This window comes from Fluviicola taffensis DSM 16823 (genome assembly GCF_000194605.1).
GTDB lineage: Bacteria > Bacteroidota > Bacteroidia > Flavobacteriales_D > Crocinitomicaceae > Fluviicola > Fluviicola taffensis.
Map to the genome: position 1 here is coordinate 1957236 of NC_015321.1, position 12931 is coordinate 1970166.

The 12931-nt window shown below is 38.9% G+C and carries 13 protein-coding genes; 5 read left to right on the forward strand and 8 right to left on the reverse strand.

Annotated elements, in window-relative coordinates:
- Positions 1–1295 precede the first annotated feature (1295 nt).
- Positions 1296–1997 carry an endonuclease/exonuclease/phosphatase family protein gene (locus tag FLUTA_RS08555; protein WP_148235412.1) on the forward strand — a complete coding sequence of 234 codons (702 nt, stop codon included), beginning with the start codon at positions 1296–1298 and terminating at the stop codon, positions 1995–1997.
- A 51-nt stretch (positions 1998–2048) separates the two neighbouring features.
- Here FLUTA_RS08555 and FLUTA_RS08560 read toward each other — a convergent pair whose 3' ends face one another.
- The 4 genes from FLUTA_RS08560 to FLUTA_RS08575 all read right to left on the reverse strand — a co-directional run bounded on the left by FLUTA_RS08560 (position 2049) and on the right by FLUTA_RS08575 (position 3587).
- Positions 2049–2231 (reverse strand): hypothetical protein, encoded by a 183-nt coding sequence (locus FLUTA_RS08560; protein WP_013685345.1) that lies wholly within the window; start codon positions 2229–2231, stop codon positions 2049–2051.
- An 18-nt stretch (positions 2232–2249) separates the two neighbouring features.
- Positions 2250–2462, reverse strand: a complete 213-nt coding sequence (locus FLUTA_RS08565; protein ID WP_083800596.1) for a hypothetical protein — start codon at positions 2460–2462, stop codon at positions 2250–2252.
- 94 nt (positions 2463–2556) lie between these two features.
- Positions 2557–2826 (reverse strand): hypothetical protein, encoded by a 270-nt coding sequence (locus FLUTA_RS08570; protein WP_013686470.1) that lies wholly within the window; start codon positions 2824–2826, stop codon positions 2557–2559.
- An 11-nt stretch (positions 2827–2837) separates the two neighbouring features.
- Positions 2838–3587 (reverse strand): hypothetical protein, encoded by a 750-nt coding sequence (locus FLUTA_RS08575; RefSeq protein WP_013686471.1) that lies wholly within the window; start codon positions 3585–3587, stop codon positions 2838–2840.
- Positions 3588–3859: 272 nt separating this feature from the next.
- Between FLUTA_RS08575 and FLUTA_RS08580 the strand changes: the two genes are divergently transcribed.
- Entirely contained in the window at positions 3860–4054 is a 195-nt protein-coding gene (locus FLUTA_RS08580) for a hypothetical protein (RefSeq protein WP_013686472.1), read from the forward strand.
- Positions 4055–4370: 316 nt separating this feature from the next.
- On the opposite strand, the gene FLUTA_RS08585 is transcribed toward FLUTA_RS08580, so the two are convergent.
- From FLUTA_RS08585 to FLUTA_RS08595, 3 genes are all read right to left on the reverse strand, one after another.
- Positions 4371–5399, reverse strand: a complete 1029-nt coding sequence (locus tag FLUTA_RS08585; protein WP_013686473.1) for an asparaginase — start codon at positions 5397–5399, stop codon at positions 4371–4373.
- A 56-nt stretch (positions 5400–5455) separates the two neighbouring features.
- The gene (locus FLUTA_RS08590; RefSeq protein WP_013686474.1) at positions 5456–6223 is read right to left on the reverse strand and encodes a TatD family hydrolase; all 768 of its coding nucleotides are present in this window, start codon (positions 6221–6223) and stop codon (positions 5456–5458) included.
- A gap of 135 nt (positions 6224–6358) precedes the next feature.
- Positions 6359–6775, reverse strand: a complete 417-nt coding sequence (locus FLUTA_RS08595; protein ID WP_013686475.1) for a BrxA/BrxB family bacilliredoxin — start codon at positions 6773–6775, stop codon at positions 6359–6361.
- A 184-nt stretch (positions 6776–6959) separates the two neighbouring features.
- Between FLUTA_RS08595 and FLUTA_RS08600 the strand changes: the two genes are divergently transcribed.
- From FLUTA_RS08600 to FLUTA_RS20720, 3 genes are all read left to right on the forward strand, one after another.
- A complete protein-coding gene (locus FLUTA_RS08600; RefSeq protein ID WP_013686476.1) occupies positions 6960–7139 on the forward strand; it encodes a hypothetical protein in 180 nt (59 codons plus the stop codon).
- A 122-nt stretch (positions 7140–7261) separates the two neighbouring features.
- Positions 7262–7939, forward strand: a complete 678-nt coding sequence (locus tag FLUTA_RS08605) for a 2-C-methyl-D-erythritol 4-phosphate cytidylyltransferase (RefSeq protein ID WP_013686477.1) — start codon at positions 7262–7264, stop codon at positions 7937–7939.
- A 170-nt stretch (positions 7940–8109) separates the two neighbouring features.
- The gene (locus tag FLUTA_RS20720) at positions 8110–11826 is read left to right on the forward strand and encodes a choice-of-anchor I family protein (RefSeq protein WP_169312072.1); all 3717 of its coding nucleotides are present in this window, start codon (positions 8110–8112) and stop codon (positions 11824–11826) included.
- Positions 11827–11949: 123 nt separating this feature from the next.
- Here FLUTA_RS20720 and FLUTA_RS08615 read toward each other — a convergent pair whose 3' ends face one another.
- On the reverse strand, positions 11950–12849 hold the full coding sequence (locus FLUTA_RS08615) for a cation diffusion facilitator family transporter (RefSeq protein WP_013686479.1): 900 nt from the start codon (positions 12847–12849) through the stop codon (positions 11950–11952).
- Between the last annotated feature and the right edge of the window lie 82 nt (positions 12850–12931).

Below are 12931 nucleotides of genomic sequence, written 5' to 3' on the forward strand. Positions count from 1 at the left end.
CGCCCTTGTTTTTAGCACTCACTTAGCCAACGCTCAGAATTCACTTTTGACTGTTCATTTGTTTTCTGTGCCTGTTCATCCTGCGTTGTCAGTCACAGCTCCATTGCCACCCATCACACCGTAGTAGCTGAAAGCTTACTACGGATGTTCCCCAATAATGTCGTCAGGGAAGCTAGTCCCGTCACTCCCTTCCTTTTTGTTTCATTGGGTGTCACCGCTGTTTGTGTATGCTCGCCTGCTAAATCAGTCAGGCTTCGGGCTTGTCACAGTTTTTGTGATCCACACTCCAAGCCGCTGTTCTTATTTCGCGCCTTGGTTCTGATAAAGAACCAGTCTGCAAAATATCAAACAGCCGCTTTCCGCTCCACGCAACAAGAGCCTTCAAGCCTTCGTTCCTAGTCTCAAAGGCACTTGCTATTTCCATTTGCAAAATGCCACCAGTCGAACACCTTACAGGATGATTTCGCCAGGGAGCATTTTTGCAACACACACCAGTACTTACTCTCCACTGCGTTGCAAGTAACAACTGGTCTAGCCAACGCGCATCCACGCACGAAACAAAAACTCCGCCAAGCCCTTGTGCATCCTGCATAGGTCGCCAGCTGTTCAGTCCCTGCCCATTTCTGTCTTCCACCTTCCCTCAACTCGCGGGCGGCTCGCGCTCTCCATGTTTCTCTGGCTGTTTATATTGCTAAAGCAAAGCCATTCAAAACACTCCGTTTTGCTTTAGTGGTAAGAAAAGCGTACAAATCATCGTTCTAACTAGCGATAACCCTAACAATTCTAATCTATGTTTCTTTTGGAAATACACTTAATGCTTTCCTTTTACCACTAAGCCAGCTGCCTTGCTCCACCGGCAGCGCTCAAGGCTGTTTTACCCATCGTTTTCCTTTATTAAATGAGTGAATTGATAGTTATTCGGGAGGAAAAAGTAAAAACAATGTAAATCTTTTAGTTAGTAGTTTGAATCTGGAAATAAAAAAAACAAAAGCAAGATAGTGGCTCATTTCAGCCCTGCAAGGTTAAAATGAATTTTGAATAAAAAATGCAGGTTTCAACTACCAAACCCTAGTTCACAGAACAATCAACTTTCAAATTACATTCGGTGTAATCATTTTTTCTCCAAAAACCTTGCATGCCTAAAATGTTAGCCACTCGGGTTTGCTCTTTCTTTTTTCTCTTTTTCTTTTGGGTTTAATTTTGTGGGAAGGATTGGTGATGATAATCAATTTCCGAAAATGCGAAGGGAAATCTTGAATTCTGATTATTTTAAGACTCGAAAACCAATCAAGAACATGAAAATCACAACTTGGAATTTACAACATGGAGGTGGGAAAAGGATTAACTCTATTATTACTTCTCTAAAGGAGAATATCGACACTGACTTGTTTATCCTAACTGAATTCAGAAACAATTCGGGAAGTGAATTACTCAAGCGCGAGTTAATTGAATCCGGCTATACTTGTTTGTATACTGTAGACTGTCCTCCAACTGTGAATTCTGTTTTGATTGCAAGTAAAACAGAATTTTCTTCTACATCTTTTGAAGAATTGGAAGAGCATAAAAACCGAATAATCAAACTAGAAAATTCGTCATTTACTATTTATGGCTGTTATTTCCCTTTGAACGAACATAAGCGAAAGGTGTTCGAATTTTTACTAAATGAAATTGACAAAAACACCACCAAAAACATAATAATCACAGGTGATTACAATACAGGTAAACATTTTCAGGATGAAAAGGGCGCAACCTTTATTGATTCGGGTTATCTAAACAAGTTTGAGGAAAAAGGATTAATTGATGTTTGGAGAAATCTAAATCCAGATAAAAAGGAGTATTCTTGGTATAGTAGTGCTGGTAATGGCTTCAGACTAGACCATTTTTATATTCACAGTCAACTTAATGATCAAGTTGTAAATTGTTATTATGAGCACAAATACCGAGAAAATAAAATTAGTGATCATTCAATGATGTCCTTAGTAATGTCAAAACGATAAACTCAAAAAAAATACGGCACCTCCCGATGGCTATCGCGAAGTGCCGTTCATTTATTCTGATAAATACTTCCAAATCCGCTTGAGAATCAAACTAACAATGAAACTGGCCACTGCACCAACACATGCGAGAATCACTGTCTTTGAAAAATCTTGCGAATCGATATTCGCAGCAATGGTAAACACTGTACCGGTAACCGTTCCTGCTACTGTTGTGGTGTCTTGATGTGGCGTCATTGCTAGTTGCTTTTTGGATTAATTAGGACAAGAATCCTCTTTTGAGCAACTAGTGCTATCAAGTTTGATGCTGATTTCAAACACTTCTGTGTCGTCAATCATTTCCTCGTTCACATCGATAGCAACAAGGTTCACAGCACCAGACAACTCAGCTCCAGCTTTAAAGCGTGGTCTTCGTTTTGTCTTGATATTCACGCTCAAATTGCTGTTTGCACAATTTTCTGCTTTCATACTTTTGAGATTTAAAGCACCTGGTTCCACATGCGCGGAACCTAGGCGCTTTTGATTATTTACTCGGTTTTCTTTTTGATGGTCAATCCTTCGATTATTCATCGTTTTTCTTCCCGTCTTCAGCAATTGCCGCTTGACTCATAGCTGAAGCTACGGTTCCACCCACGATTAAGTAACCTGCAACAGTTACAAGTGCTGCGGGCAGTGCAACTGGAGCGGCCAACAATGCCGTTCCTGCAGCTACTGTTACTAATCCAGCCAAACGGAGTTTTTTGAAGAAAGGAGGTGTTTCGCTATTGCAACGTCTGAAAAAAGACTTCAACTGATCTTTGAATTTCGGGTCGTTTACATTTGACTTTTTCATGATTCTTCAGATTAGTTAATTTCAACAATGGAAAGCACATTGTAAGCCCCATTTTTCAATGAGTACTGCATTCCATTCACTTCTTGGTAGAACTCCAAGCACAAAACAAAAATATTTGTACCTGTTCCAGTTGGAGCTTGCGGAGGGGTAAGGGTAACATCAGAAGATGTTGAATCAATCAATAAGTTTGATTCAGGAGAAATTTGAGTGTCTGTAACTCCAGTTGAAAAATCAACTTTCGTCCAGGCGCTTTTAAGCGTTACGTGCGTTGCGCCAAGCGGGAAATTAACATCGTTGATTGGAACCAACTGGTTAATCGTAATCGTGCCTGTATTCACGTCAACCGTGTACGGCTTGTAGAACACGCTTCCCAACGCAGAGCGAATGTTGAAGTTGAAACCCTTCAACAATTCTTTTGCTGCTGGGTCAGCTATTCCCGAAGCCACGTTTCGCCCTCCGCGCTCAGAAGTCACGTCGTAGTTCTTCACCATTGTCATGACTTTCGTCATTCGTGAAGTAACTGCTCCGTCACTTGCTGTTTGCATGAGCGGTCGCAACGAGCTTCGAACGAGTTTCCCCGCTTTAGCAGAAGAACCGAATTCGGCTCCATTCTCACGCGTTCGAACGAAAGCAGGATCATTTGCAATGCGCTTAGCGTCAACAGACGTTTTCATGCGCGCAAGGTTCCCATCTTTCGATTTGTAGAAATTGACATTATCCAACGTCCCTTTCAACTTAATAAGGCCAGATTGTCTTGCCATGATAATTTGTATTTCTCTTTGACCGATTTCTAGGCAGGTCAATTCGCCTATCAACTCAAATCAGAAATCTTAGATTAGCGCGCATCTGAATCGCATTGACGAGACAAACATTCAACGAATTTCAAAAGCAATCAAGCAACCTATACCGCATCGTTTACTTTGTGCGGAATTGTGTCATTTTTGCACCTTGAAATGCTCCAAATTCACCTTAAATTTGAGCAAGGCTTAACCATGGATACTGAATGGATTAAGTACGGATAGAGTATCAAAACATGAAAGAAAAACGCTTAGTCATATATCCAAAAGACATCATGCTAATAACTGGCAAAAGCGAGCGCTATTGTCGTTACCTCATGAAGAAAATGAAAGCGCATTTCAACAAAGAAACGCACCAGGTAATTACCGTTATTGAATTCTCGAAATACCTTGGATTGGATGCCGAAAAAGTGAATGAAATAATCATCTAATTCTCGTAATTAATAATTACTCCAAATTTGAAATTTCAGATTGTAATTCTGTTCTATTAGACTGTAAACCAAACTATAAACTAGTCCATTTTTTGAACTTATTTGCACAAAACACATTGATAAATTCCGTATCTTTGCTGCATATCGTTCTTACACAAATAGTAGCAAAACAAAAGGTGAGTTATTCGGGGAGTTTTGATAAATAGAAGTAAAGAAGTTCCTATTATAAAGGCTTTGAGGGATGAGGTTCGAATCTCTTCCTCTCTGCAAGAATTATCCCGCTTAACGGCGGGATTTTTGTTTTATAAAGTTTTGACTACACCGTCACTTCCCCGCAAACCGACTTCTTCAAAATATCCTTCGCCAATTCCACATTCCCCGCACTTTTTCCCAAAGCATACATGGTTTTGGTCACTGCTGCTTCGGTTGTTAAGTCAAAGCCGGAAAGCACTCCGTTTTTCTCGAAGAATGAGCTTGTTTCGTATTTTCCCTGTTCCACTCTTCCTGTAGAACATTGCGTGATATTTAGGACGATTCCTCCTGCTTGCAAGTAATTCGATAATAACTCGTGGAATTTAGCATCAGAAGGAGCATTACCAGAACCATAGGTTTCTAGTATTATTGCTTTGGTTTTTTTGGTGTCGAACAATGATTCGTAAATGTTCCAATTGATTCCTGGGAAAAATTTAATTAGAGCTACGGAAGCATCGAAAGCAGTATACAATTCCAATTCTTTTGATGATTCTAACGTTCCTCCAGTATAATCGATGTGCACTCCTGCAACGGCTAACGGACGCAAATTGGGCGAACGAAATGCTTCGAAAGAAGAAGCAGACACTTTAGATGTGCGGTTTCCGCGATACAAGGAATATTCAAAATAAATAGCTACTTCTTGAATGCGAGGAGCTCCGTTTTCGTTTTTAGCAGCAGCAATTTCAATTGCTGTTACTAAATTTTCTTTGCCATCTGTGCGAATTGTTCCAATGGGTAATTGAGATCCTGTGAAAATGACTGGTTTTTTTAATCCTTGCAACATGAAACTCAAGGCAGAAGCTGAAAATGCCATTGTATCTGAACCATGGAGAATGACAAACCCGTCAAACTCGTTGTATTTATTGTACACCAATTCAGCCATTTCTTTCCACCACGCAGGATTCATTTCTGAAGAATCGATTGGATGTGGAAAAGCATGTGTGGTCAATTGCACATTTAAACGCGCCAATTCGGGAATGTGTTTGTAGACATCACCAAAATCAAAAGCAGTTAATGAACCTGTCAGTGGATCATTGACCATTCCGATGGTTCCTCCAGTATAAATAACCAGTACTTGTGGCGTTGTCTTCATGCGTATTTAATTGTTGTGAGACAAAGTTCACTGAAAATACGAAATAAGCAAGGGAATTATGGATGAAATAGATCCATCGCATTTTGAGTCGTTACTTCCTGGAGTTTACTCAAAGGCAATTCTAAAATCTCGGCTATTTTTTCAGCTGTGTGAATCACATAACTGCTTTCATTTCGTTTTCCACGGAAAGGTGTTGGTGCTAAATAGGGAGCATCTGTTTCCAATAGGATTTTTTCCAGTGGAATGTGCCTCAGGGTTTCAGGTAAATCGGATTTTTTGTAGGTCACAACTCCTCCAATTCCAAACAGAAATCCGTTGTAATCCAAAATTTTCTTGACGTCTTGTTCATTGCCAGTGAAACAATGAAAGATTCCACGTAAACGTTCGTCATTCTCTTGATCCAACACTTCATAAATCTCTGGAAAAGAATCTCTGGCATGAATCACAATTGGAATTTGAAGTTCTTTCGCCCAATTAATTTGAGTTCGGAAAGCTTCTTTTTGTTCTTCAACAAATGTCTTATCCCAATACAAATCGATTCCAATTTCCCCAACAGCCACATAGGGTCTTTTCTCGAGTAAGAGTTTCATTTTGGCAAGTACCAATTCCCAATTTGCATCCACAGAACATGGATGAAGTCCCATCATGGCAAAGCAATTATTTGGAAACTGCTGTTCCAATGCATGCATTCCTTCTACCGAATTCAAATCAATATTTGGCATGTACATGCGCTCAACGCCAGCTGCAATTGCACGTTGAATCATTTCTGTGCGGTCTTCGTTGAATTGTTCGGAGTAAAGATGTGTGTGAGTGTCGATAAACATAGCGGGATTTTAAGACGTCAAGATTTTAGGATATTAAGACTATAAGATTTTGTAATAAAAAAAGACTTCAAGACGTGCTGACTAACTTGTCATTCAGTCCTGAAGTCTTAAAATCATAGTGTCCTAAAATCCTTCTTAACAAAATTCGTCGTAAGCTGCTTCTAAGTTCTCAGCGATCATAGCTGCAGTAACTCCTTCGATATTGTGTCTTTCTAAGAAATGAACCAATTTTCCGTCCTTAAACAATGCCACTGATGGTGAAGATGGAGGGAATGGTAAAAAATACTTACGTGCTTGTTGTGTAGCTTCAGAATCAACACCAGCAAAAACAGTCAATAAATGATCTGGTTTTTTTCCTGCTATTTCCAAAGATTTTTTCACCCCTGGTCTTAGATTTCCTGCTGCACATCCGCAAACAGAGTTTACAACTACCAAGGCAACACCTTTGCTAGTTGGAATTGTTGCATCTACGTCTGATGCTGATACGAGTTGTTGAAAGCCCACACGTGTAAGGTCTTCCTTCATTGGTTGTACAAGTTCTGGTGGGTACATATTTTTTAAATTTTATACTGCAAAGTTACAGATTCTTATTGCTTAGGGAACCAATTTTGAGGTTCAATTTTTGCCAAATAACTTTAAAACGATTCTAAATCACGAAAAAATCAATCTTTTTCACTAAAATCCAACCTTATCAACAAATAATTTATTTACTTTGTCCCAATTAAAAGGAGAACAGATGAATAATTTTTGGTTTACACTCGGGAAAATTTTAAATGGTGCATGGTTTTACGATAACATCGGGAACATTTTTAACTATTCTTGCATTGTACTTGGATTCATTGGGTTATTCTATTGGTTGAACTGGCAACGAAAATTCAACGCTCAAGCTGAAAAAGATTCAAATCAATTGAAATAATTGGTGGTTTACTATATTTGAAAGGTTTCGTCAATGACGAAACCTTTTTTTGTTTATCGGGTTTGGTTTTGTAGTGACGCGATGCGTCGCGTCACTACAAAATTCTTTTATCTTTAAAGTCTATGCTTACATTCATTATTACTGCTGGAGGAATTGGAAAAAGAATGGGGGGCTTAATTCCCAAACAATTTTTGTTGTTGAACGACAAGCCCATTTTGATGCATACCATCGAGCGTATTCATGCATTTGATACTTCAGCCCAATTGATTGTAACACTTCCAGCAGATTATTTGAAAGATTGGACTGAAATGTGTGAGAAATATGTTTTCCAAATCAAACATGAAATCATTTCCGGTGGTGAAGAGCGTTTTGACTCGATAAAAAATGCATTGGAGAAGGCAACAGGCGATTGGATTGCAGTTCATGATGGTGTTCGTCCTTTTGTGAGTCAAGGAGTTTTAACACAACTTCTTCTTGAAGTCAAAAAACACAGGGCTGTTATCCCTGTTATTCCAGTGAAAGAATCTCTTCGTTTGGTAGAAGGAGAAAGTAGCGTAGCTGTCCCAAGAAGTCATTACCAAATTGTTCAAACGCCTCAAATTTTTGAAGCCAAACTTCTCAAAAAAGCATATGAACAAAAATACGCCGCAACATTTACCGATGATGCGAGTGTGGTAGAATCCATTGGAGCTCGAATTCACCTCGTTTCGGGAAATGAAGAGAATGTGAAGATCACCAATCTATTGGATTTAAGTGTTGCAACGATTATTTTAAAGAATTGGGGCACTAAATCGGATTAGTATTAATTTTTGGTGAATTTGTCTTGAAAATAATGGTCGGATTTAAACAATTTGTTTATCTGAATTTTATTTCATTTACAATTTCACAACTCAGTCTTGCCAAAAAAATCATTTAACTTCATCTTTCTAATTACATGTTGAATAGACCTTTGTGGAAAGTTTATACAGCAATGAAAAAAACAATACTATTTATCGGGACTATTTTGATGAGCATGACAAGTTTCTCTCAAAATCCAGGACTCGTAATTTCAGAAATTCTAACGAATCCAACAGGAACAGATTCACCATTTGAATGGATTGAATTGGTTGCAACGAGTAATATCAATTTCGCAACGACTCCATATACGGTTGTTTGTAATAACTCCGCAGCCACTTTGAATGGTTGGATTGAAGGAGGAGCAATTACATATGCTTTTCAAATCAATACAGGTACAGTCAACAGAGGAGATGTAGTTTATGTAGGAGGAAGTTCAATGGCTCCAACAGGCACAAAACTTCGTGTAATAAATACGCTAACGACTGGTGGTGATGGTTTCGGTGCTGCTGGAAATGGAGCTGTTGGAAATGGAGGAAGTAATGGTGATGGAATCGCAGTTTTTAATATAGCTTCAGCTGCAATTACGAATTCTAGTGTTCCTGTAGATGCATTATTTTATGGAACATCTTTAGGAACAGCTGTATTAAATGCAGGTGCGGATGGCTACCAATTACCCGTAAATGATTTATACACTGGAGGAAAACTTCAAACCACCTCATTCTTTGCAGGTGATCCAGGAAATGATCAATCCATTCGTGCGGTTGGTTCATACAATACACAAACCGGACTTTGGACTTCTAATCGCTCTTGGACATTAGTAACTCCAACTTTAGACAATCTTTCAAGTGTGAATTTACTTCCTGCTTCAGGAACATTTACATTCTCAGCGGTTACTCAAAATTTCGCGGAAAATGCAGGAACAGTAAACATCGGCATTAACGCTGCTTCTTCGAATATTTATCCTGCAAAAGTCATTCTGAGTTATTCGGTATATACCGATGCAACTGAAACCACAGACTTTACTTTGGCAGAAGATACAGTAGTAATTCCCGCAGGTTTCAATGGAATTCAAAATGTTGGCTTAACAATTGTGGATGACGCACTTGCTGAAAGAACGGAGAAAGTTATCTTGAAAATAAGAGCCTTAGAAAATGCTGCGATTGGAACAAATTCCTTCCAAATTGTCTATATCAAGGACAACGATTACCAAACTCCTGCACCAAATAACGAGTTAAAGTTAAACTTGCTTTCCAGTTTTTCAAATGGAGGAAGTGGTAATTCTGCAGAAATTGTTGCTTTTGACCCAACAACAGATAAACTATACATCGCAAACTCCATCGGTGCAAAACTGGATATCGTGAACTTTGCGAATCCAGCAGCTCCCGTTTTATTGAATTCAATTTCAATGACACCGTATGGAAATATCAATTCATTGACCGTTCACAATGGAACGGTTGTTGTAGCTATGGAAAATGCAAATCCGCAATTGAATGGAAATGTTGTTTTCTTTAATCAAAATGGGACATTTATCTCGCAAGTCCCTGTTGGAGCAATGCCAGATATGGTTACTTTTAACAACGATTTCACGAAAGTACTGGTCGCTTGTGAAGGTGAACCGAAGTCAGATTACACAGTTGATCCAGAAGGTTCTGTTGGAATTATTGATGTTACAGGTGGTTACCCTTCATTAACTGCAGCAAATGTAACGATGGTCAATTTCCAATCATTCAACGGTCAAGAAGCTGCTTTGCGTTCTCAGGGAATCCGAATTTTTGGTCCAGGGGCTTCTGCAGCTCAGGATTTCGAACCGGAATACATCACACTTTCCGAAGACAATTCAACTGCTTATGTGGCTCTTCAAGAGAACAATGCAATGGCGGTAATCAATATCGCTACTGGAACTGTAAGTGCGATTCGTCCCTTGGGAACGATGAATTATGCAAATGGAAACAACGGATTAGATGCTTCGGATCAAACTGCAGGTGTTTTCATTGGTTCGGCTCCAATCAAAGGATTGTTTATGCCTGACGCTTTGGCTCATGCTTCTATTGCTGGAACAGAATACATTTTCTCAGCAAATGAAGGAGATTCTCGTGAATATACTGGTTTTTACGTTGAAGTTGCACGTTTGTCAGCTACTCCATTGGATGCCTCTATTCCAGATCAAAATATCTTAAAACACAATCAATTCTTAGGTCGAATCAATGTTACCAATACGAGTGGTGATACAGATAACGATGGAGATATCGATGATATTCACGTTTTTGGAACACGTTCATTCTCTATTTGGAATGCACAAACTGGAGCGTTGGTGTATGACTCAAAAGATTTAATCGAGCAAATCACGGCAAATCACCCCACATTAAGTGGTTTGTTCAATGCGAGTAATAGCGGAGCAGCGGTATCTAAAAACCGTTCAGATGATAAAGGTCCAGAACCAGAAGGGGTTGCTACGGCAATCATCAATGGAAATCACTACTTATTTGTTTCCTTGGAGCGTGTTGGTGGAGTAATGATGTTTAATGTCGATGTTCCAAGCGCCCCGGTTTTTGTTGGATATTACAACAATCGTAATCTTGTAGGGGTTGGTCCTGATCTTGGGGCTGAAGGAATTATTATCATCAAAAAAGAAGATTCTCCAACTGGAAATGATATCGTGATTTTAGCAAATGAAGTAAGTTCTACGCTTTCTATCTTCGATATCAATACATGTGTGGATTTAGCGGGTGCAACAATCACGGTTCCAACGGATTCGATCTGTGATGGTGATACGGTGAGCTTAACCATTCCAGGAAATGCTCAAAGTACCATTCAATGGTTGAAAGATGATCAAATCATTGTTGGTGAAATTGGAAATTCATTGGATGTAGCTGAAGCTGGAAACTACCGTATTTATGTTTCCAATACAACTCATGCTTGTGTAGATACGACGCTTTCAGAAATCATTCAAGTATTGACATTACCAACGATTGCTGCAGGTTCTGACATTGCGATTTGTGTTGGAGATACTGTGAATCTGGAAGCTGTAACTTCTGAAACAATTACATGGAACAACAGTGTGCAAGACGGAATAGATTTCTTCCCAACGGCTACGATGGCTTACATTGCTACCGCAACAGATATTTACGGATGTTCTGATTCAGATACATTAACTGTAACAGTAAATCTACTTCCAACGGTTGATGCTGGCTCAAATCAAACAGTTTGTGCAGGAACTTCCATTACGTTTACAGCAACAGGAGCTCCGAACCTAGTTTGGAACAACGGAATTACGAATGGAACTGCTTTCAACGCAACAGTCGCTGGTTCTTATATCGTTACTGGAACGGATGCAAATGGATGTATAGACAAGGATACGCTCGTATTGGCTTTACTTGCTGAACCTTCGATTAACTTAGGAGCTGATATGACGGTTTGTTCGAATCATTTTCCTGTTAACTTGAATGGTCCTGGAGGATATGCAAGTTATGGATGGAGCAATGGAGCAACAACACAAAATACGACTGCAACTCAAGCAGGATCATATGTTTTAACAGTTACCAATGCAAATCTTTGTCAAGATAAAGACACAGTGGTTATCATTTCAAATCCATGTTTAGGAATTGATGAAAACAATGCATTTGAATATACGATGTATCCAAATCCGACTGCTAGTTCTGTTTCTATAGAAACAAATGTAGCAAACTCAGAAGTTATAGTTTATTCAACGAACGGACAAGCTTTGTTTACACAGCACAATACGAGTGCAGTATTTACCGTGAACTTAGCTGAATTAGCTGACGGAGTATATTGGGTAAAAGTTCTTTCTCGTGAAGGAGCAGTCACGAAACAATTGATTATAAAGAAATAAAATAACCTACATGCTACGAAGCCCTCTCGAATTCATCGAGAGGGTTTTTTGTTTTGTCACTTATTCAACAACTCTTAAAAGACGCATAGACATGTGTCTATTAGCCCAGTGATATATGGTGTTTTAGCAAGATCCATTCCTGCAATCTTCCCGCTCAGTTTCAAGAGTTACATGCTGAATGTTTTGATGTTCGAGTAAATGGCGTATTTCATGCTTAATAAAAGCTTCTTGTTCACCATTTATATCGTCTTCTATCACTAAATGAGCTGTCAAGGCATTTTCTGTAGAACTAATTGGCCAAATGTGAATATGATAAACTTCCTTTACTCCATTTACCATCTGAATCTTGGTTTCAATTTCTTCCAAATGAATCGTGCTTGGAACGCCATCTAAAGACAAGCGCAAGCTTTCTTTCATCAATTTCCAAGTACTAACTAAGATAATTGCGGCGATAATCAAACTGAAAATACTATCCAACCAATAAAGGTGTGTGTAATAAATAGCGATTCCTGCGATAACTAGACCCACAGAAACCAACGCATCCGCTAATAAATGCAAGTAAGCACTCTTCACATTGATGTCTTTTTCCTTGTTTCTAAAAAAGAAAAGAGCAGTTGTGAAATTGATGACGATTCCAATTCCGGCAATGATGGAAACGGTTAATCCTGGAATTTTTTGTGGATGAAAAAGGTGTTCGATAGCTCCAAAAATAATTGCTCCAATTGTGAGTAATAGGAGTAGGGAATTAAATAAAGCTACCAAAATTGTGGTTTTTCGATAGCCGTATGTGTATCGATTCGTTGGTTTGACCTTCGTAAGTTTAAAAGCTAATAGGGAGAGTACCAATGTGCCAACATCGGCGAGATTGTGCCCTGCATCTGACAAAACGGAGAGAGAATCTATAGCAATCCCAACAATAGCTTCTATGATTACAAAAAGTAGATTGAGAACAATTCCAACAACGAATGCGCTGTTGACTTTTGTTAGTTTTTGCTCATGATGATCTGCGTGATCGTGTCCCATCTTTAGCTTAATTATTCATTCCTCTTTTCTTAAAGTTAAGAAAACCGTTGAATTCAGATTACCCAAAACATTCAAAGCAGTT